This window comes from Paraburkholderia rhynchosiae (genome assembly GCF_002879865.1).
Taxonomy (GTDB): Bacteria; Pseudomonadota; Gammaproteobacteria; order Burkholderiales; family Burkholderiaceae; genus Paraburkholderia; species Paraburkholderia rhynchosiae.
This window is the reverse complement of record NZ_PNXY01000005.1, coordinates 329,907-349,387: the sequence shown is the minus strand read 5'-3', so window position 1 is coordinate 349,387 and position 19,481 is coordinate 329,907. Positions and strand designations below refer to the sequence as shown.

The following is a 19,481-nucleotide window of genomic DNA, read 5'->3' as shown; positions in this document are numbered from 1 at the left end:
GCCGGAATGGCCGGCTCACGGTTTGGACAATCGATCCGTGAGCCGGCTGACAGACTGTCGCGCTCAGCTCTGGCGTTCGAGCACGGCGGCGAAAAAGCCGTCGGTGGCGTGGCGGTGCGGCCAGAGCGACAGGTAGTCGCCCATTTCCAGCTCGATGCGCTGTTCGGCCAGCACCTCGCTCGCCGGCACGAGCGCGAAGTCCGGATGATCCGCCAAGAACTGCTGGACGACAGCTTCGTTTTCCGCTTCCAGAATCGAGCACGTCGCATACACCAGGCGGCCGCCCTTCTTCACCAGACGCGACGCGCTCGCCAGAATCGACGCCTGCTTGGGTGCCAGTTCGGCAACCGAGTCCGGCGACTGGCGCCATTTCAGATCGGGGTTGCGGCGCAGCGTGCCCAAGCCGCTGCACGGCGCATCGACCAGCACGCGGTCGATCTTGCCGGCGAGCCGCTTGATCTTGGCGTCGTGTTCACTGTCGATCAGCACCGGATTCACGTTCGACAAACCGCTGCGCGCAAGGCGCGGCTTGAGTTTAGCCAGACGCCGCTCGGAGATGTCGAACGCATAGAGACGCCCTGTCGAGCGCATCGCCGCGCCCAGCGCCAGGGTCTTGCCGCCCGCGCCCGCGCAGAAGTCGACGATCATCTCGCCGCGCTTGGGCGCCACCAGCGAGCACAACAACTGGCTGCCTTCGTCCTGCACCTCGACCCAGCCCTGCTGAAACGCGTCGAGCTTCGTGAGCGGCGGCTTGCCGACCACTCGCACGCCGAACGGCGCGAACGGCGTTGCACCGCCTTCGATGCCAGCCTTCGACAGTGCGTTCAGCACGTCGTCGCGGCTCGCCTTGATCGGGTTCGCGCGCAGATCCAAAGGCGCCGGATAATTCAGCGCGGCGGCCAGTTGGGCCAGTTCCGCGGCTTCGAAACGCTTCGCGAGCGCCTGATAGATCCAGTCGGGCAGGTTCAGGCGAATCCGCAGCGGCAAGCTTTCCGGGTCGATCATCGCGACGTGTTCGAGCCACTTCGACTCGGCGTCCGACACGAACGGCTTGAGCGCCGTGCGGCCGGCCGTCTGCATCAGGCCGAGCAAGGCCATGCGGCGCGCGGGGCTGCCGGCGCCGCTTTCAGCCAGATGCGCGAATTCCATGCGCCGGCGCAGCACCGCGAACACCGCTTCTGCGATCACGCCGCGCTCGCCGTGGCCGAGCTTCGGATGCGCGCGAAAAAAGCGGCTCGTGGTCGCGTCGGCGGGGCCGTTCAGTCTTAGGACTTCAGCCAGCAAAGTCTCGGTTTGTCCAATCAAAAAACCATGCAATCTCATGCGCCCTCTCCGGCGGTGTGACCGGCAAAGAGCCATTGCGGCTCTGGCGGCGTAAGCGTGACACGAAGGCCGTCAAGAGCGAGACGCCCTTCGACGAACCAGCGCACCGCGCGTGGATAAATGATGTGTTCGGTCGCCAGCACGCGCTCAGCGAGCATAGCGGGCGTATCGCCGGTTTCGACGGGCACAGCCGACTGCACGACGATCGGCCCGTGATCGAGTTGCGAGGTGACGAAATGCACGGATGCGCCGTGCAGCCTCACGCCAGCGTCGAGCGCCTGCTGATGGGTTTTCAGGCCCGGAAAGCTCGGCAGCAGCGACGGGTGCACGTTCAGCATGCGTCCCGCATAGCGGTCGACGAAACCGTCCGTCAGCACGCGCATGAAGCCCGCCAGGACGACGAGATCGGGCGCGAAATGATCGATCTGTTCGGCAAGCGCCGCGTCGAAACTGTCGCGCCCGGGAAACTGGCGGTGGTCGACCACCGCCGTGGCAATGCCTTGTGACGCCGCGAACGCAAGGCCCGCGGCATCAGGACGGTTGGCAATCACGGCGGCGATCTCAGCCGGCCAACCTTCGTCCGAACAGGCCCGAACGATGGCTTCCATGTTGCTTCCCCGCCCCGAAATCAGGATGACGAGTTTTTTCATGCGCGGATTTTATCATTCGGGGACACCCAAACCGCGACGCGCCGCCGTCCAGTGCGCCGAGCGTTTATAATCATTTGTTTTGCGGCACCCTGCCCGCCCTACCCCAACGCGCTATCGTGAGAGTCTTCCGCGGTCTTCCCAACGCCGAAAGCCGTGCGCCTTGCGCACTGACCATCGGCAACTTCGACGGTGTCCACCGCGGCCATCAGGCGTTGCTCGCCCACGTGCGCGCGGCGGCCGACGCGCGCGGCCTGCCCGTCTGCGTGATGACCTTCGAGCCGCATCCGCGCGAGTTTTTCAATCCCGCAGGCGCGCCGCCGCGCATCGCGATGCTGCGCGACAAGCTGGAGGCGCTGCGCACCAACGGCGTGGACCGCGTCGTGGTCGAGCACTTCAATCACACGTTCGCGAGCCAGTCGCCGGATGCGTTCGTCGAACGGATCATCGTCAACGGGCTGCACGCGCGCTGGGTGATGATCGGCGACGACTTCCGCTATGGCGCCAAGCGCGCGGGCGACTTTGCGTCGCTGAAGGCCGCGGGGCAGCAATACGGTTTCGAGGTCGAGCAAATGGCCACGGTCGCCGATCCGTCCGGCGCACGCATTTCGAGCTCGGGCGTGCGCGCCGCGCTGGTGGCGGGCGATCTCGACGCGGCACGCGCCGCGCTGGGCCGCGATTATCTGATCAGCGGGCATGTCGTGCACGGCATGAAGCTCGGTCGCGATCTCGGGTTTCCCACGCTCAACCTGCCGATCGCGCACAAGCGCCCGGCGCTAGCGGGCATTTTCATCGTGCGCGTGCATGGCGTCACGGACGAACCGCTGCCGGGCGTCGCGAGCCTTGGCCTACGTCCTACCGTCGACGATTCCGGCCGTGTGCTGCTCGAAGTGCATCTGCTCGACTGGCACGGCGACGCCTACGGCAAACTCGTGCGCGTCGAATTCCTGAAAAAGCTGCGTGACGAGGAGAAGTACGTCGACCTCGAAACGCTCACCGCCGCCATTGCGCGCGACGTCGCCAACGCGCGCGCGTGGTTCGCGGCCGTCGGCGCGGGCACGCCGGGCAGCCGCTCCACCGGTTTCGCCACGTCGGCCACCGATCGAATTAGATAACCGCCGCGGTCCACGTGCGCGCGCTGAACGCCGCATGGACCGTCGCTGCGCGCATCGAAGGGCGTCCGTGCATCGCGCGACATGCCTGCCGGGCGCGCCCAACGCTCTCGCGCATCGTGCGCCAACCCGCGCCCCGCTGCACTTATAAAGAATTCACCGCGACCACATCATGAGCAACAAGAAAGCCGATTCGAAACCGCAGTCACGCTACCCAGTGAACCTGCTCGACACGCCGTTTCCGATGCGCGGCGACCTGCCCAAGCGTGAGCCGCAATGGGTCAAGGAATGGCAGGAGCGCAAGGTCTACGAGAAGATCCGCGCCGCCTCCAAGGGCCGCAAAAAGTTCATCCTGCACGACGGCCCGCCGTATGCAAACGGCGACATCCATCTCGGCCACGCGGTGAACAAGATCCTGAAGGACATGATCGTCAAGGCACGCAACATGGCGGGCTTCGACGCGGTCTACGTGCCGGGCTGGGACTGCCACGGCATGCCGATCGAAATCCAGATCGAAAAGCAGTTCGGCAAGTCACTGCCAGCCGCGGAAGTGATGCAGAAAGCGCGCGCTTACGCGACCGAGCAGATCGAGAAGCAGAAGGTCGGCTTCCGGCGTCTGGGCGTGCTCGGCGAGTGGGACAATCCGTACAAGACGATGAACTTTGCGAACGAAGCCGGCGAAATCCGCGCGCTCGCGAAGATCATGGAAAAGGGCTACGTGTTCCGCGGCCTGAAGCCGGTCAACTGGTGTTTCGACTGCGGCTCGGCGCTCGCTGAAGCTGAAGTCGAGTACAAGGACAAAACTGATCCGACTATCGACGTGCTGTTCGGCTTCGCCGAGCCGGAAAAGACCGCGCAGGCATTCGGCCTGAAGGCGCTGCCGCGCAACGAAGGCGGCATCGTGATCTGGACCACCACGCCGTGGACCATTCCCGCCAATCAGGCGCTGAACCTGCATCCGGAAATCGTCTACGCGCTGGTCGATACGCCGCGCGGTCTGCTGATTCTGGCCGAAGAGCGTGTTGAAGCGTGTCTGAAGCTGTACGGTCTGGAAGGCTCGGTCATCGCCAACGCGCCGGGCGCGAAGCTCGTCAATCTGCGCTTCAACCATCCGCTGGCGTCCGCGCATCCGGGCTACAAGCGCACGGCGCCGGTCTATCTCGGCGACTACGTGACGACGGAAACCGGCACGGGCATCGTGCACTCGTCGCCAGCCTACGGTGTTGAAGACTTCGTGTCGTGCAAGGCGCACGGCATGGCCGATTCGGACATCATCAATCCGGTGATGGGCGACGGCCGTTACATCGAATCGCTCGCGCTGTTCGGCGGTCTGTCGATCTGGGCGGCCAATCCGCAGATCGTCGAAGCGCTGCAAGGCGCCGGATCGCTCTTGCGCACCGAGAAGTACACGCACAGCTACATGCACTGCTGGCGCCACAAGACGCCAATCATCTACCGCGCGACGTCGCAATGGTTCGCCGGCATGGACGTGAAGCCGAACGACAGCGACAAAACCCTGCGCGAGACCGCGCTCGAAGGCATCGAAAACACGGCGTTCTATCCGTCGTGGGGCAAGCAGCGCCTCTTCAGCATGATCGCGAACCGGCCGGACTGGACGCTGTCGCGCCAGCGCCAATGGGGCGTGCCGATGGCGTTCTTCGTGCATAAGGAAACCGGCGAGCTGCATCCGCGAACGCAGGAGTTGCTCGAAGAAGTCGCGAAGCGTGTCGAGAAGGCCGGCATCGAAGCATGGCAGTCGCTAGACGCGCGCGAACTGCTCGGCGACGAAGCCAACATGTACGAAAAGAACCGCGACACGCTCGACGTGTGGTTCGATTCGGGCACCACGCATTGGCATGTGCTGCGCGGCTCGCACAAGGACGAACTGCAATTTCCGGCCGACCTGTATCTGGAGGGCTCGGACCAGCATCGCGGCTGGTTCCATTCGTCGCTGCTCACCGCCTCAATGCTCGACGGCCGCCCGCCCTACAACGCGCTTTTGACGCACGGCTTCACCGTCGACGGCGAAGGCCGGAAGATGAGCAAGTCGCTGGGCAACGGCATCGATCCGCATGACGTGGCGAACCGCCTCGGCGCGGAAATCATCCGTTTGTGGATCGCGTCGACCGACTATTCGGGCGAGCTCGCCATCTCCGAAGAAATCCTGAAGCGCGTGACGGAGGGCTATCGCCGCATTCGCAATACGCTGCGCTTCCTGCTCGCCAATCTGTCGGATTTCGACTTCGAGAAGAACGCGCGGCCGGTGGAAGACTGGCTCGAGATCGACCGCTATGCGGTGGCGCTGTCGGCGAACCTGCAAAACGACATCCTCTCGCACTACGACAAGTATGAGTTCCACCCGGTGGTCGCCAAGCTGCAGACGTTCTGCTCGGAGGACCTCGGCGGCTTCTATCTGGACGTGTTGAAGGACCGCCTGTACACCACGGCTGCGGATTCCGTCGCCCGCCGCTCGGCCCAGACCGCGCTGTATCACATCGCGCAAGGCCTGCTGCGTCTGATGGCACCGTTCCTGTCGTTCACCGCCGAAGAAGCGTGGAAGGTGTTCCAGCCGAACAGCGAGACCATTTTCACCGAGACGTATCACGCGTTCCCGGCGGTGCCCGCCGCCGGTGCGCTGCTCGACAAATGGACGCTCTTGCGTAGCGCGCGCGGCGACGTGACGAAGGCGCTGGAAGAAGCGCGCGTCGCGAACCTGATCGGCTCGTCGCTGCAGGCGGAAGTGGAAATCCGCGCGAGCGGCGCACGCTACGACGCGCTGACGAGCCTCGGCGACGACCTCAAGTTCGTGCTGATCACGTCGGCGGCGAGCGTCGTGAAGGTCGACAGCGAAGCGGAAGAAGGCGTCGAAGTGATTACGTCGAAGTATCTGAAATGCGAGCGCTGCTGGCACTACCGCTCGGACGTCGGCGCGGACGCGGAACACCCCACGCTGTGCGGCCGCTGCATCAGCAATCTGTTCGGCAACGGTGAAGCGAGGAGCGCGGCATAATGGCGAGAACCATGGCGAAAACCACATCCAAAGCTTCCGCCGGAAACAGTTCGCTGGCGCCCTGGCTCGGCGTCGCGCTGATCGTGATCCTGTTCGATCAGTTGACGAAAATCGCGGTGCAGAAGGTGTTTGCTTACGGTGTCGCGCATGAGGTCACGTCGTTTTTCAATCTGATCCTCGTGTACAACCGCGGCGCCGCGTTCAGTTTTCTGGCAATGGCGGGCGGCTGGCAACGCTGGGCGTTTACCGCACTTGGTGTAGTCGCTGCACTGGTGATCTGCTATCTGCTCAAGCGCCACGGCGCGCAAAAGATGTTCTGCACCGCGCTTGCGCTGATACTCGGCGGCGCGCTCGGCAACGTGATCGACCGGCTCGCGTACGGCCACGTGATCGACTTCCTCGACTTCCACGTGCGCACGTGGCACTGGCCCGCGTTCAACCTGGCCGACAGCGCGATCACGGTCGGCGCGATTCTCCTCGTGGTCGACGAGTTGCGGCGCGTGCGCGGCTCGCGCTAACGTCGCCTTGGCTTGCCGCGCGAGGTCGCGGTCCGCTTTGGACCTCTGGCCTCGCGCAAGAAGTTCGCTTTGAAGGCCGGCAACGTGCAAGCGCGCCGCGCTCGGCCACCACGCTTTGTCGGAGGCTTTCGTTGGCAACCGCAGAACTCGCAGGAAAACACCTCGTCCTCGGCATGACGGGCGGCATTGCCTGCTACAAGATCGCCGAACTCACTCGTCTTTTGACCAAGGCCGGTGTGACCGTGCAGGTCGTGATGACCGAAGCGGCCACGCAGTTCATCACCCCCGTCACCATGCAGGCGCTATCGGGCCGACCGGTCTACACCAGCCAGTGGGACGCTCGCATCGCGAACAACATGGCGCACATCGATCTGTCGCGTGAAGCCGACGCGATCGTGATTGCGCCCGCCTCCACCGACTTCCTCGCCAAACTCGCGCACGGCATGGCCGACGATCTGCTTGCCACGTTGTGCGTCGCGCGCGATTGCCCGCTGCTGGTCGTGCCCGCAATGAACCGGCAGATGTGGCAGAACCCGGCAACGCAGCGCAACGTCGCACAACTGCGCGCGGACGGAATCGAAGTGCTCGGCCCCGACTCCGGCCCGCAGGCCTGCGGCGAAATCGGCGACGGCCGCATGCTCGAAGCCGGCGCAACGTATGAGGCAATTGCATCGTTCTTCGCGCCGAAGATTCTGTCCGGCCGGCGCGTATTGCTGACCGCCGGGCCGACGTTCGAGCCGCTCGATCCGGTACGCGGCATCACCAATCGCTCGAGCGGCAAGATGGGTTTCGCGCTGGCCCGCGCCGCGCAACAGGCGGGCGCCGAAGTGCACCTCGTCGCCGGCCCTGTCGCGCTTGAAACGCCGTGGGGCGTGTTGCGCGAAGACGTGCAGACCGCTCAGCAAATGCACGACGCTGTGATGCGCTCGGTCGCGGAGGCGGACATCTTCATCGGCGTCGCCGCAGTCGCTGACTGGCGCGTCGATCATGCGAGCGAACACAAGATCAAGAAGACCGCGGACCGGGCGCTGCCCACTTTTTCGTTCGTCGAAAACCCGGATATTCTCGCCTCGGTCGCGAAGTTGCCGCATCCGCCGTTCACGGTCGGCTTCGCTGCGGAAAGCGTTGACCTGGAAATGCACGGTGAGCAAAAACGTGTGCGCAAAAACGTGCCGCTTCTGATCGGCAATCTGGGCCCGCTCACATTCGGCATGGACGACAACGAGGTCGTCCTGTTCGAAGCCAGTGGTTCGACCCGGCTGCCGCGCGCCGACAAGCAGACGCTCGCGCGCGCGCTGATCGCGGAAATCGCGAAGCGTCTGCCCGACACAAGTCTGATTCGCTAAGCTTGTCCCGCGGCGTAGACATGCGCTCACCGCGCGCCGCCCTGGCGAAGCGAACCGAATCATCTGGAGCACACTGACATGACGCGACTTTCCGTGCTCGATCAAACGCCCGTCATTTCAGGGCATTCGGCGGCGGATGCAATTGCCGCCACCGTCGAACTCGCGCAACTCGCCGACGACCTCGGCTACACGCGCTACTGGTGCGCCGAACATCACGGCTTGCGCGGCGTGTCGAACCCGTGCCCGGAAGTGATGCTCGCGCGCCTTGGCAGCGTCACGCGACGCATCCGGCTGGGCTCGGGCGGCATCATGCTGCCGTACTACAGCCCGTTCAAGGTCGCCGAGCAATTCATGATGCTGGAGGCGCTGTTCCCGAACCGCATCGATCTCGGCGTGGGACGCGCGCCGGGCGGCGACATGCGCACGGCCCTGGCGGTCGCTGCCGGCGACTACAACCGGGGCGAGATTTTCCCGCAGCAAGTGGCCGATCTTCTTGGCCTGATGCACGGCACGCTGCCCGCGGACCACATCGCGCAAGGCGTGCTGCTGCAACCGCAAGTCGCCACGCGTCCGCAACTGTGGATGCTCGGCTCAAGCGAATTTGGCGGGTTGCTCGCCGCGCAGCTCGGCATTCGCTTCGCGTTCGCGCATTTCATCAACGCGCATTTCGGTCATCAGGTGGCGCATGCGTATCGCGAGCGTTTCAAGCCGGGTCCCGAAGTGCAGCAATCGTATCTGGCCGCAGCCGTGTTCGTGATTTGCGCGGACACCGAACAGGAAGCCGCCGATCTGGCAAAAGCCGTCGATCTGCGTCGCGTGCAAATGGCTTATGGCCTGAACGAGCCGATTCCGACCATCGAACAGGGCATCGCGCAGGAGTACGGCGAGCGCGAGCAACTGGTGATCGACCGCGAAAAACCGCGCAGCATCATCGGCACGCCGCAAGTCGTGACCGAGCGGCTCCATGCATTGCAGGAACAATTCCAGGCCGACGAACTGATCGTGCTGACCGTCGCGGGCAGCTATCGCGCGCGTTTGCGCTCTTATGAACTCCTTGCCGAAGCGTTCGAACTCGGGCGCCCGGCTTCCACTCCTTAAACCTTCGAACCTGCATGAAACTCGACCTGAAGATTCTCGATGCGCGCATGCGCGACCAGCTTCCCGCCTATGCGACCACCGGCAGCGCGGGGCTCGACCTGCGCGCGTGTCTCAAGGAACCGTTGACGCTCAAACCCGGCGAGACCGCGCTGGTGCCGACCGGGCTCGCGATTCACGTCGGCGATCCCGGCCATGCCGCGCTGATCCTGCCGCGTTCAGGCCTCGGGCATAAGCACGGAATCGTGCTCGGCAATCTGGTCGGGCTGATCGATTCGGATTATCAAGGGGAACTGATGATTTCGACGTGGAACCGCGGCGACACGACGTTCGTACTCAATCCGATGGAACGTCTCGCGCAACTCGTGATCGTGCCGGTCGTGCAGGCGAAGTTCAATATTGTCGACGAGTTCGAGCAAAGCGAGCGCGGCGCCGGTGGCTTCGGCAGTACCGGCAAGCACTGAACTCGAGCAGACTGAAGCAGCTCAAATAAAAACGGCGTGGACTCGGGAGTCCACGCCGTTTTTTCTGTGCTGAGTACGCTTGACGCTTACTCCACTTCGACCGCTTCCGGATTCGGATTGCGCGGCGCCGGATGCTCGTCGAAGGTCAACTGCACCTTGTCTTCCGCATCCACGTCGACCGACACGCGGCCGCCGTTCATCAGCTTGCCGAACAGCAGCTCGTCGGCCAGCGCACGACGGATCGTGTCCTGAATCAGACGCTGCATTGGCCGCGCGCCCATCAACGGATCGAAACCGTGCTTCGCGAGGTGCTTGCGCAGCGTGTCGGTGAAGAGCGCATCGACCTTCTTCTCGTGCAGCTGATCTTCCAGCTGCATCAGGAACTTGTCGACCACGCGCATGATGATTTCTTCATCGAGCGAACGGAAGCTGATCGTCGCGTCCAGCCGGTTACGGAACTCCGGCGTGAACATGCGCTTGATGTCGACCATTTCGTCGCCGGTTTCCCGACGATTCGTGAAGCCGATCACCGACTTGCCCATTGCCTCGGCGCCCGCATTCGTCGTCATGATGATGATGACGTTGCGGAAATCCGCCTTGCGGCCGTTGTTGTCCGTCAGCGTGCCGTGGTCCATGACCTGCAGCAGCACGTTGTAGATGTCCGGATGCGCCTTCTCGATTTCGTCGAGCAGCAGCACGCAGTGCGGCTTCTTCGTAACGGCTTCGGTCAGCAAACCGCCCTGGTCGAAACCGACATAGCCCGGCGGCGCGCCGATCAAACGGCTGACCGCATGACGTTCCATGTACTCGGACATGTCGAAGCGGATTAGCTCGATGCCTAGCGTGAACGCCAGTTGCTTCGCCACTTCCGTCTTGCCGACGCCTGTGGGGCCGGAGAACAGGAACGCGCCAATCGGCTTGTCCAGCTTGCCGAGACCCGCACGCGCCATCTTGATCGCGGCCGACAGCGCGTCGATAGCCGGGTCTTGCCCGAACACCACGCTCTTCAGATCGCGATCGAGCGTTTGCAGCTTGCTGCGATCGTCTTGCGACACGCTTTGCGGCGGGACGCGAGCGATCTTCGAGATGATTTCCTCGATCTCGTTTTTGCCGATGGTCTTCTTCTGCTTCGACTTGGGCAGGATGCGTTGCGCCGCACCGGCTTCGTCGATCACGTCAATGGCTTTATCCGGCAGATGACGATCCGTGATGAAGCGTGCCGACAACTCAGCCGCCGCCGACAGCGCACCCGACGAATACTTCACGCCGTGATGTTCTTCGAAACGCGACTTCAGGCCGCGCAGAATCGCCACCGTCTGTTCGACGGACGGTTCCGTCACGTCAACCTTCTGGAAACGGCGCGACAGTGCCGCGTCTTTTTCGAAGATGCCGCGATATTCGGTGAACGTGGTCGCGCCGATGCACTTGAGCGTGCCCGACGACAACGCCGGTTTCAGCAGATTCGACGCGTCCAGCGTGCCGCCCGACGCGGCGCCCGCGCCGATCAGCGTATGAATTTCGTCGATAAACAGAATGGCGTGCGGGCGTTCCTTCAATTCCTTGAGGACTGTCTTAAGGCGCTGTTCGAAGTCACCGCGATACTTGGTGCCGGCGAGCAGAGCGCCCATGTCGAGCGAATACACCTGGGCGTCGGCCAGGATATCCGGCACTTCGCCGCGCGTTATTCGCCATGCAAGCCCTTCGGCGATCGCCGTCTTGCCGACGCCCGCTTCACCCACTAGCAGCGGATTGTTCTTGCGGCGGCGGCATAGCACCTGCACCACGCGCTCGACTTCCGACTCGCGTCCGATCAGCGGATCGATTCGGCCGTCTTTCGCCATCTGGTTCAGGTTCTGCGTGAACTGGGCCAGCGGTGTTTCTTTCTGCGCGGCGGCTTCGTCGGACTCGGCATTCGCGTCGCTCGCTTTCGCGGCGTCGGTGCTGCTCGTCTTGGCGATGCCGTGCGAGATGAAATTCACCACGTCCAGACGCGTCACGCCCTGCTGTTGCAGGTAGTAGACCGCATGCGAGTCCTTCTCGCCGAAGATCGCAACCAGCACATTCGCGCCAGTCACTTCCTTCTTGCCATTCGAGGTGGACTGAACATGCATGATCGCGCGCTGGATTACACGCTGGAAACCCAGCGTGGGCTGCGTGTCGACGTCATCCGTGCCGGGCACGGTAGGCGTGTTGTCATGAATGAAGTTGCGCAGGTTCTGGCGCAGATCCTCGATATTGGCCGCGCATGCACGCAACACCTCCGCCGCTGTCGGATTGTCCAACAGTGCCAGCAAAAGATGTTCGACCGTTATGAACTCGTGCCGCGCCTGGCGTGCTTCCATGAACGCCATGTGCAGGCTGACTTCCAGTTCCTGGGCAATCATGCTTCCTCCATCACACACTGCAGCGGATGCCCGGCCTGCCGTGCGTGGGTAACGACTTGCTCGACTTTGGTCGACGCGATGTCCCGCGTATAGACCCCACAAACTCCCCTGCCCTCGCGATGCACCTTCAACATGACCTGTGTTGCGGTTTCACGATCTTTATTGAAATATTCCTGCACGATCATCACGACAAATTCCATTGGCGTGAAGTCGTCATTCAGCAGCACCACCTTGTACATGGACGGCGGCTTGAGCTTTTTCTCCTGCCGCTCCAGTACGGTGCCGTCCTGCTTGTCCGGGATAATCGCCATACACCCATTCTAAACAACTAGGACAGGCCCGCAATCCTGTCAAAACCCGGCCATCCGGCCGGTGAGCCTGTTCGCTGCCGCCCGGCGGAATTCACCGCCCGCGTGCGCCATTCGACGAGCCGATTGCGGAGCCGGCCCCTATCCAGATAATGCGTCGCGGCCGTGCTGCGCCGCAGTCGGATCGAGTATCGCACAACCTGCCGGAGCTGGCTGACCGGCACTCGTCCGCGCAACTGGCGGCGAGCGACCCGCAGAACAGCATGTGAGACGATTATGCGACTTTTCAAGACGGCACGCTTGCGCAACCGCACATAACGAAAGCGGGAAAAACCCTGGAAACGGCCTGTTTGCAACGTGCGCGACGGCGTCTCAAAATTTTCTTGACACTCGAATAAAGAGCCTCAACAATCAAGCTGGCACTTTTTTCACTGCGCCAAACTTCGAAAAAATGCCGATGGTGAGCTTATGAGGAGGGAGCGGCTGCATCGCGCGGTCGTCGAGCTTTTCGAGGGCTCGTGGTAGTGACATGAGTTACAGGGGATGTTGGAATGGCAACTGGTACGGTCAAATGGTTCAATGACGCAAAAGGTTTCGGATTCATCACGCCTGATGAAGGTGGTGAGGATCTGTTTGCACACTTCTCGGCCATCCAGATGAATGGGTTCAAAACCCTCAAGGAAGGCCAAAAGGTGACCTTCGAGGTCGTGCAAGGCCCGAAAGGCAAACAGGCATCGAACATTCAGGCACCTGCCTGACACCGGTTCGGTACTCGTCCTTTGAAACCCGGCTTCGTGCCGGGTTTCTTTTTGGGCGTCGATTCGTAGTCGATTGGTAGTCGATTCGTAGTCCGTTGCTAATACACCAACATCCCACATATCGGGCAGATGACCGCGCCGGCAACTGCGCCGCGCCGCGTGTCATCGCCCGTTGCACCGCGAGGCTGCGGGCTAGATTGCCTTTGTAGACCGTGATTCCTGGCGGGTCAGGTTCGAGCGCGTGTCGGTGACTGGCTTGATGCCGATATTTTCGACCAGATTGCAAAACCAGTAGTCCCCCTCCGATAGATGGGCACGCGTGTGCGGATCAATGCCGTGTCGAAAAATGCATAGAGGAAGCTGACGGGCTTGATTTCGCCGCGGCGTAACTTAACCGGGCCACCGCGCCATGCATCTCAATAGCGGCATCCTGATAACGATAAGCATGCAGAAAAAAACCCCGGCTACCTGACGGCAACCAGGGCTTTCGACGATAAGAGCCGGTTCAATCCCGGCACATGCCGCTTACATGTTTTCGATCATCACCTGCCCAAAGCCCGAGCATGAAACCTGCGTCGCGCCTTCCATCAGACGGGCGAAGTCGTACGTGACGCGCTTTTGCAAGATCGAGGTTTCCATCGACTTGATGATCAGATCCGCCGCTTCGAGCCAGCCGAGGTGGCGCAGCATCATTTCCGCGGAGAGGATTTCCGAGCCCGGGTTCACGTAGTCCTTGCCCGCGTATTTCGGCGCCGTGCCATGTGTGGCTTCGAACATCGCCACTGAATCGGACATGTTCGCGCCCGGCGCGATGCCGATGCCGCCCACTTGCGCAGCCAGTGCATCCGACACGTAGTCGCCGTTCAGATTGAGCGTGGCGATCACGTCGTATTCAGCCGGGCGCAACAGGATCTGCTGCAGGAACGCGTCGGCGATGACGTCCTTCACCACGATGTCGCCGCCCGTCTTCGGATTCTTGACCTTCATCCACGGACCGCCGTCGATCAGTTCTGCGTTGAATTCCTTTTGCGCCAGCGCATAACCGTAGTCACGGAACGCGCCTTCCGTGTACTTCATGATGTTGCCCTTGTGCACGAGCGTGACCGAGCGGCGATCGTTGTCGATCGCGTACTGGATCGCCTTGCGCACCAGACGCTCCGTACCTTCGCGCGACACCGGCTTGATGCCGATTCCCGACGTTTCCGGGAAGCGGATCTTCTTCACACCCATCTCTTCCTTCAGGAATTTGATGACCTTCTTCGCCTCTTCCGATTCGGCCGCCCATTCGATACCCGCGTAGATGTCTTCCGAATTCTCGCGGAAGATCACCATGTGGGTTTTCTCCGGCTCGCGCACCGGCGACGGCACGCCCTTGAAGTACTGCACCGGACGCAAGCAGACATACAAGTCCAGTTCCTGGCGCAGCGCGACGTTCAGCGAACGGATGCCGCCGCCCACGGGCGTGGTGAGCGGACCCTTGATGGACACCACGTATTCCTTCAGCACCTGCAGCGTTTCTTCCGGCAGCCACACGTCCGGACCGTAGACCTTGGTCGACTTCTCGCCCGCGTAGATTTCCATCCAGTGGATTTTCTTCTTGCCCGCGTAGGCTTTTTCCACCGCGGCGTCCACGACCTTGATCATGACCGGCGTGATATCGAGACCGGTGCCGTCGCCTTCGATAAACGGGATGATCGGCTGATCGGAAACGTTGAGCGAGAAATCCGCATTGACGGTGATCTTGTCACCACCGGTCGGAACCTTGATGTGCTGATACGGCATGATCGGACTCCAGTGAAGGCTGTGCTGAAAGCTGATGGGAGACTGCGAAAATGGGCGCTCCTCGCCGCGCGCAATGCCGGACGCCCGCAAGCGGCCTGGCCGTTATTCTAGCCCACACGGCCGCTGCAACGAGGCGGCCGCGGCTCGGGGTTTTCCAACATGAAGCGATCGTGAGCCTGGGCGGCAATGTCTTATATCTTATATAAGACCTAGCGCTCTATGCGACGCATTATGCTTTATTATCCCGCCACTGACTACGGGCATTGGCGCCGCCCAGTTTAGCGTCGGCGCCTGCCGCCGCGACGGGCGCCACACGACTCTCATCATCTCTTTATGCGCCTTCTCGCCCTTAACAAGCCGTTCGGCACCATCTGCCAGTTTTCCGCGCACGAGACGCGCGCCTCGCTAGCCGACTGGGTCAAGGTACCCGGCGTGTATCCGGCCGGCCGCCTCGATTCGGACAGCGAAGGCCTGCTGCTTCTCACCGACGACGGGGCGCTGCAAGCGCGTATTGCCGAACCGCGCCATAAGCTGGTGAAACGCTATTGGGCTCAGGTGGAAGGCGCGGTCGATCCCGCCGCGTTGAAGAAGCTCGCGCGCGGAGTCGATCTGGGCGACTACGTGACGCAGCCGTGCCGCGCCGAATACGTGGAGCCGACCGACGCACTGTGGACTCGCACGCCGCCGATTCGCTATCGCGCCGCGATTCCGACCACATGGACCGAGTTGTCGATTACCGAAGGCAAGAACCGGCAGGTGCGCCGCATGACGGCCGCTGTCGGTTTCCCGACGCTGCGACTCGTGCGCGTGGGCATCGGCGCGCTCGATATTTTTTCACTCGGACTGCAACCAGGGGAAAGCGTCGACTTGCCGCCCGCAGCGCCGTGGGAAGGCGTCGCTTGAATTCCGCTTAAGTTCCGCTCTGGTCCCGCATAACTTCACTAACCCGTTGTATGCACGAACAAAACCGAGCGTGAAACGGCCGGATGAAAAGGCGTGAAACAGTGATGCTGACATACCTCACTCAACGCCTTGTTCACCTCAATGCCTCACGTTGAAATTTTCCAGAAAATTTACGTCAACCGGTGCGCGAGCTCACGCGTTATTCGACGCAGATGCCGCCCGAAGCTATCCGGCATTCAGCCTTAAGGGCCTTTGCACGAACCGCTCGCGGTCAGTGCAGGCAGTCTGAGCGCTAGGCAGACGCGTTGAAAATTTGTTCGATGCGGCTGTCAACCGAAAGGTGGATGGCACGTTTACCGACATGACTCATATATAACCGGGTCATTTGGTTAATTAACTAATGCTGAGGATTTTCAAAATGAACAAACTGATCGCCGCTCTGGTCGCTGGCCTTTTCGCAACGGCAGCATTCGCACAAGCTTCGGCACCGGCAGCTCCGGCAGCAGCTTCGGCAGCTCCGATGGCAGCAGCTTCGTCGGCAAAGAAGACCACGAAGCACGCTCACAAGAAGTCGCACAAGAAGGCAGCAGCTGCTGCTGCAGCTTCGGCTGCTTCGGAGTAAGTTTGTTGTAAAGACGCAGTCAAGAACTAGCTTCATTGCCGTTCTTACGGCGTTCAAAGGCAGATCACCGCAAGGCGATCTGCCTTTTTGTTTTTGACGCGCTCGCGTAACATTCCCCGGTTAATCTCAGCAAGGAGTCATGCCGTGCGATTTCCCATGCGCTCGTTGATGGCGCGTTTCGCCGTTGCCGCAATCCTGCCGTTCGCAGCGATGTCGTTCGCCGCACTGAACACGGTCCCCGCTCAGGCGCAACAGATGCCGGCCGGCGCAAAGCAGCCAAGCGAATTTCCGCGCGCGAAGCTGACCGCGGGCATGTTCGTGATCGACGCGGCCGTTGCCGCCAACGACGCGGATCGCGAGCAGGGTCTGATGTACCGCACGAGCCTCGCGCCGAACGAAGGCATGCTGTTCGTCTTCAATGAAAACGCAGTGCATTGCTTCTGGATGAAGAACACGCTGATCCCGTTGTCGATTGCGTTCATCAGGGCAGACGGCACCGTGACCGACATCGACGAGATGCAGGCCGAGACCACCAGCAATCACTGCCCGAAGAACAACGGCGTCTATGCGCTGGAAATGAGCAAGGGGTGGTTCACATCGAAGGGCATCAAGCCGGGGATGAAGATTCAGGGCTTGCCGGCAGCGCAATAAGTCGCATACCGAAGGTGCACAGTAGGTCGCGCAATTAACAGCGCAAGAAAGCGGCGTAACAAGCGGCATAACAAGCGGCCTCACTCCAACCTCGGCTGCGCCGCGAAAATGCCGCACCATCGCACTGCTTACCGCAAAAGCCGGTGCCTTTCCCAAGGCGCCGGCTTTTTTCATTGGTGACACACACACCGCGCTGCATTGCAGCGTCACCGCTCCTTGCAACCCCACCAACCGCCGCCCCGGCGCGCCCACCGCCGCCTGGCAAGATTCCTGCAAAAGACGGGCCGACGCGCTATCCTAGTATTCTTAGCAAGGCAGCATCCCGCGGTACGGGCAGCACAGACTGCCGCCCGGCCAAGCGTTTCAGGCGCGCTATTCCAAGGAGGTTCACGTGCCCCGCAAGACTCCCATCGAGCGCTACCGGAATATCGGCATCAGCGCTCACATCGATGCCGGCAAAACCACCACCACTGAACGCATCCTGTTCTACACCGGCGTGACCCACAAGATCGGCGAGGTTCACGACGGTGCGGCGACGATGGACTGGATGGAACAGGAGCAGGAGCGCGGCATCACGATCACGTCGGCGGCCACTACCGCCTTCTGGAAAGGCATGGCCGGCAACTATCCCGAGCATCGGATCAACATCATCGACACGCCGGGACACGTCGACTTCACGATCGAAGTCGAGCGCTCCATGCGCGTGCTCGACGGCGCTTGCATGGTCTACGACTCGGTCGGCGGCGTGCAGCCGCAATCGGAAACCGTGTGGCGCCAGGCAAACAAGTACAAGGTGCCGCGCATCGCGTTCGTCAACAAAATGGACCGCGTCGGCGCAGACTTTTTCCGCGTGCAGCGGCAAATCGGCGACCGTCTGAAGGGCGTCGCGGTGCCGATCCAGATTCCGGTCGGCGCGGAAGATCATTTCCAGGGCGTGGTCGATCTCGTCAAGATGAAAGCGATCTTCTGGGACGAAGAGAACCAGGGCATCAAGTTCGAATACCGCGACATCCCGCCGGAACTCGCGGCCACCGCGAACGAATGGCACGACAAGATGGTCGAGGCCGCGGCCGAAGCGAACGAACAACTGCTCGACAAATATCTGGGCGGCGAAACGCTGACAGAAGAGGAAATCAAGCACGGCATTCGTGCGCGCACCATCGCCAATGAAATCGTGCCGATGCTGTGCGGCAGCGCGTTCAAGAACAAGGGCGTGCAGGCGATGCTCGACGCGGTGATCGACTATCTGCCGTCGCCGGTCGACGTGCCGGCGATTACCGGTCACGACGAACACGACAAGGAAATCGAGCGTCATCCGAACGACACCGATCCGTTCTCGGCGCTTGCCTTCAAGATCATGACCGACCCGTTCGTGGGCCAGCTGATTTTCTTCCGCGTGTATTCGGGCGTGGTGAATTCGGGCGACACCGTCTACAACGCGATCAAGGAAAAGAAAGAGCGCCTCGGCCGGATCCTGCAGATGCACGCGAACGAGCGCAAGGAAATCAAGGAGGTGTACGCGGGCGACATCGCCGCGGCAGTCGGCCTGAAGGAAGCGACTACCGGCGACACGCTATGTGATCCGAACCACGTGATCATCCTCGAAAAGATGATCTTCCCCGAGCCGGTGATCTCGCAGGCCGTGGAGCCGAAGACCAAGGTCGACCAGGAGAAGATGGGCATCGCGCTCAATCGTCTCGCGCAGGAAGACCCGTCGTTCCGCGTGCAAACGGACGAGGAATCCGGTCAGACGATCATTTCGGGCATGGGCGAGCTGCACCTCGAAATTCTCGTCGATCGCATGAAGCGCGAGTTCGGCGTAGAGGCGACCGTCGGCAAACCGCAGGTTGCGTACCGCGAAACGGTGCGCAACAAGATCGACGATGTTGAAGGCAAGTTCGTCAAGCAATCGGGCGGCCGCGGTCAGTACGGCCACGCGGTGATTACGCTCGAACCGGCGCCGCAAGGCAAGGGCTACGAGTTCGTCGACGCGATCAAGGGCGGCGTGATTCCGCGCGAATACATTCCGGCCGTCGACAAGGGTATCCAGGAAACGCTGAAGGCCGGCGTGCTGGCGGGCTATCCGGTGGTCGACGTCAAGGTGACGCTGACCTTCGGCTCGTACCACGACGTCGACTCGAACGAAAACGCGTTCCGCATGGCCGGTTCGATCGCCTTCAAGGAAGCGATGCGCAAAGCGAAGCCCGTGCTGCTCGAACCGATGATGGCCGTCGAAGTGGAAACGCCCGAAGACTTCATGGGCAACGTGATGGGCGACCTCTCGAGCCGCCGCGGGCTCGTGCAAGGCATGGAAGACATCGCGGGCGGCGGCGGCAAGCTCGTGCGCGCGGAAGTGCCGCTTGCGGAAATGTTTGGCTATTCCACGTCGCTGCGCTCGGCCACTCAAGGCCGCGCGACCTACACGATGGAGTTCAAGCACTACGCTGAAACGCCCAACAACGTGGCCGAAGCCGTGATCAACGCGAAGCACAAGTAGGCGCTTGCGCTGATTGAAACCGGCGTGTGTGCCCCAACCGGGCTACTCAGACTCACCACTC

16 protein-coding genes are annotated in these 19,481 nt (G+C 61.9%); 11 read left to right on the top strand and 5 right to left on the bottom strand.

Translation table 11 applies throughout. The features are described from left to right. Positions 1 to 63: 63 nt before the first annotated feature. Together C0Z16_RS09960 and purN are read right to left on the bottom strand one after the other, a co-directional pair. A complete protein-coding gene (locus C0Z16_RS09960; RefSeq protein ID WP_102631976.1) occupies positions 64 to 1,323 on the bottom strand; it encodes an RsmB/NOP family class I SAM-dependent RNA methyltransferase in 1,260 nt (419 codons plus the stop codon). Further along, positions 1,320 to 1,973, bottom strand: coding sequence for a phosphoribosylglycinamide formyltransferase (gene purN, locus C0Z16_RS09955; RefSeq protein WP_102631975.1), 654 nt, complete (start codon positions 1,971 to 1,973; stop codon positions 1,320 to 1,322). Before purN ends, C0Z16_RS09960 begins: the two co-directional genes overlap by 4 nt. Before the next feature lie 116 nt (positions 1,974 to 2,089). Here purN and C0Z16_RS09950 point away from each other — a divergent pair, with 116 nt between their 5' ends. The 6 genes from C0Z16_RS09950 (at position 2,090) to dut (ending at position 9,515) form a co-directional block, all read left to right on the top strand. After that, entirely contained in the window at positions 2,090 to 3,085 is a 996-nt protein-coding gene (locus C0Z16_RS09950; protein WP_102632010.1) for a bifunctional riboflavin kinase/FAD synthetase, read from the top strand. A gap of 169 nt (positions 3,086 to 3,254) precedes the next feature. Next, the gene (gene ileS / locus C0Z16_RS09945; protein ID WP_102631974.1) at positions 3,255 to 6,092 is read left to right on the top strand and encodes an isoleucine--tRNA ligase; all 2,838 of its coding nucleotides are present in this window, start codon (positions 3,255 to 3,257) and stop codon (positions 6,090 to 6,092) included. A gap of 11 nt (positions 6,093 to 6,103) precedes the next feature. Further along, positions 6,104 to 6,610 (top strand): signal peptidase II, encoded by a 507-nt coding sequence (gene lspA, locus C0Z16_RS09940; RefSeq protein WP_102631973.1) that lies wholly within the window; start codon positions 6,104 to 6,106, stop codon positions 6,608 to 6,610. Positions 6,611 to 6,741: 131 nt separating this feature from the next. After that, on the top strand, positions 6,742 to 7,956 hold the full coding sequence (coaBC, locus tag C0Z16_RS09935) for a bifunctional phosphopantothenoylcysteine decarboxylase/phosphopantothenate--cysteine ligase CoaBC (protein ID WP_102631972.1): 1,215 nt from the start codon (positions 6,742 to 6,744) through the stop codon (positions 7,954 to 7,956). A 78-nt stretch (positions 7,957 to 8,034) separates the two neighbouring features. After that, complete coding sequence (locus C0Z16_RS09930) at positions 8,035 to 9,054, top strand: LLM class flavin-dependent oxidoreductase (RefSeq protein ID WP_102631971.1); 1,020 nt, start codon at positions 8,035 to 8,037, stop codon at positions 9,052 to 9,054. A 14-nt stretch (positions 9,055 to 9,068) separates the two neighbouring features. Next, complete coding sequence (gene dut, locus C0Z16_RS09925; protein ID WP_102631970.1) at positions 9,069 to 9,515, top strand: dUTP diphosphatase; 447 nt, start codon at positions 9,069 to 9,071, stop codon at positions 9,513 to 9,515. An 86-nt stretch (positions 9,516 to 9,601) separates the two neighbouring features. Here the strand turns inward: dut and clpA are convergent, their stop codons facing one another. Together clpA and clpS are read right to left on the bottom strand one after the other, a co-directional pair. Continuing rightward, entirely contained in the window at positions 9,602 to 11,899 is a 2,298-nt protein-coding gene (gene clpA / locus C0Z16_RS09920) for an ATP-dependent Clp protease ATP-binding subunit ClpA (protein ID WP_102631969.1), read from the bottom strand. Continuing rightward, a complete protein-coding gene (gene clpS, locus C0Z16_RS09915) occupies positions 11,896 to 12,210 on the bottom strand; it encodes an ATP-dependent Clp protease adapter ClpS (protein ID WP_006050100.1) in 315 nt (104 codons plus the stop codon). The genes clpA and clpS overlap by 4 nt, the downstream gene beginning before the upstream one ends. A gap of 548 nt (positions 12,211 to 12,758) precedes the next feature. Between clpS and C0Z16_RS09910 the strand changes: the two genes are divergently transcribed. Then, positions 12,759 to 12,965 carry a cold-shock protein gene (locus tag C0Z16_RS09910; protein WP_007180614.1) on the top strand — a complete coding sequence of 69 codons (207 nt, stop codon included), beginning with the start codon at positions 12,759 to 12,761 and terminating at the stop codon, positions 12,963 to 12,965. Between the two features lie 525 nt (positions 12,966 to 13,490). Here the strand turns inward: C0Z16_RS09910 and icd are convergent. Beyond that, entirely contained in the window at positions 13,491 to 14,747 is a 1,257-nt protein-coding gene (gene icd, locus C0Z16_RS09905) for an NADP-dependent isocitrate dehydrogenase (protein ID WP_102631968.1), read from the bottom strand. Positions 14,748 to 15,080: 333 nt separating this feature from the next. On the opposite strand from icd, the gene C0Z16_RS09900 reads away from it, so the two are divergent. The 4 genes from C0Z16_RS09900 (at position 15,081) to fusA (ending at position 19,420) form a co-directional block, all read left to right on the top strand. Then, positions 15,081 to 15,650 carry a pseudouridine synthase gene (locus C0Z16_RS09900; protein WP_102631967.1) on the top strand — a complete coding sequence of 190 codons (570 nt, stop codon included), beginning with the start codon at positions 15,081 to 15,083 and terminating at the stop codon, positions 15,648 to 15,650. 418 nt (positions 15,651 to 16,068) lie between these two features. Then, positions 16,069 to 16,272, top strand: coding sequence for a hypothetical protein (locus C0Z16_RS09895; RefSeq protein WP_102631966.1), 204 nt, complete (start codon positions 16,069 to 16,071; stop codon positions 16,270 to 16,272). A gap of 144 nt (positions 16,273 to 16,416) precedes the next feature. After that, positions 16,417 to 16,923, top strand: a complete 507-nt coding sequence (locus tag C0Z16_RS09890; RefSeq protein ID WP_102631965.1) for a DUF192 domain-containing protein — start codon at positions 16,417 to 16,419, stop codon at positions 16,921 to 16,923. 391 nt (positions 16,924 to 17,314) lie between these two features. Beyond that, a complete protein-coding gene (gene fusA / locus C0Z16_RS09885; protein WP_102631964.1) occupies positions 17,315 to 19,420 on the top strand; it encodes an elongation factor G in 2,106 nt (701 codons plus the stop codon). Positions 19,421 to 19,481: the final 61 nt, after the last annotated feature.

What these genes read in the sequence shown, in the direction of transcription:
- C0Z16_RS09900 (WP_102631967.1), top strand. Translation starts at nt 15,081, where the DNA reads ATGCGCCTTCTCGCCCTTAACAAGCCGTTCGGCACCATCTGCCAGTTT.
- dut (WP_102631970.1), top strand. Translation starts at nt 9,069, where the DNA reads ATGAAACTCGACCTGAAGATTCTCGATGCGCGCATGCGCGACCAGCTT.
- purN (WP_102631975.1), bottom strand. Translation starts at nt 1,973, where the DNA reads ATGAAAAAACTCGTCATCCTGATTTCGGGGCGGGGAAGCAACATGGAA.
- clpA (WP_102631969.1), bottom strand. Translation starts at nt 11,899, where the DNA reads ATGATTGCCCAGGAACTGGAAGTCAGCCTGCACATGGCGTTCATGGAA.
- C0Z16_RS09930 (WP_102631971.1), top strand. Translation starts at nt 8,035, where the DNA reads ATGACGCGACTTTCCGTGCTCGATCAAACGCCCGTCATTTCAGGGCAT.
- clpS (WP_006050100.1), bottom strand. Translation starts at nt 12,210, where the DNA reads ATGGCGATTATCCCGGACAAGCAGGACGGCACCGTACTGGAGCGGCAG.
- ileS (WP_102631974.1), top strand. Translation starts at nt 3,255, where the DNA reads ATGAGCAACAAGAAAGCCGATTCGAAACCGCAGTCACGCTACCCAGTG.
- C0Z16_RS09895 (WP_102631966.1), top strand. Translation starts at nt 16,069, where the DNA reads ATGAACAAACTGATCGCCGCTCTGGTCGCTGGCCTTTTCGCAACGGCA.
- lspA (WP_102631973.1), top strand. Translation starts at nt 6,104, where the DNA reads ATGGCGAAAACCACATCCAAAGCTTCCGCCGGAAACAGTTCGCTGGCG.
- C0Z16_RS09910 (WP_007180614.1), top strand. Translation starts at nt 12,759, where the DNA reads ATGGCAACTGGTACGGTCAAATGGTTCAATGACGCAAAAGGTTTCGGA.
- C0Z16_RS09960 (WP_102631976.1), bottom strand. Translation starts at nt 1,323, where the DNA reads ATGAGATTGCATGGTTTTTTGATTGGACAAACCGAGACTTTGCTGGCT.
- icd (WP_102631968.1), bottom strand. Translation starts at nt 14,747, where the DNA reads ATGCCGTATCAGCACATCAAGGTTCCGACCGGTGGTGACAAGATCACC.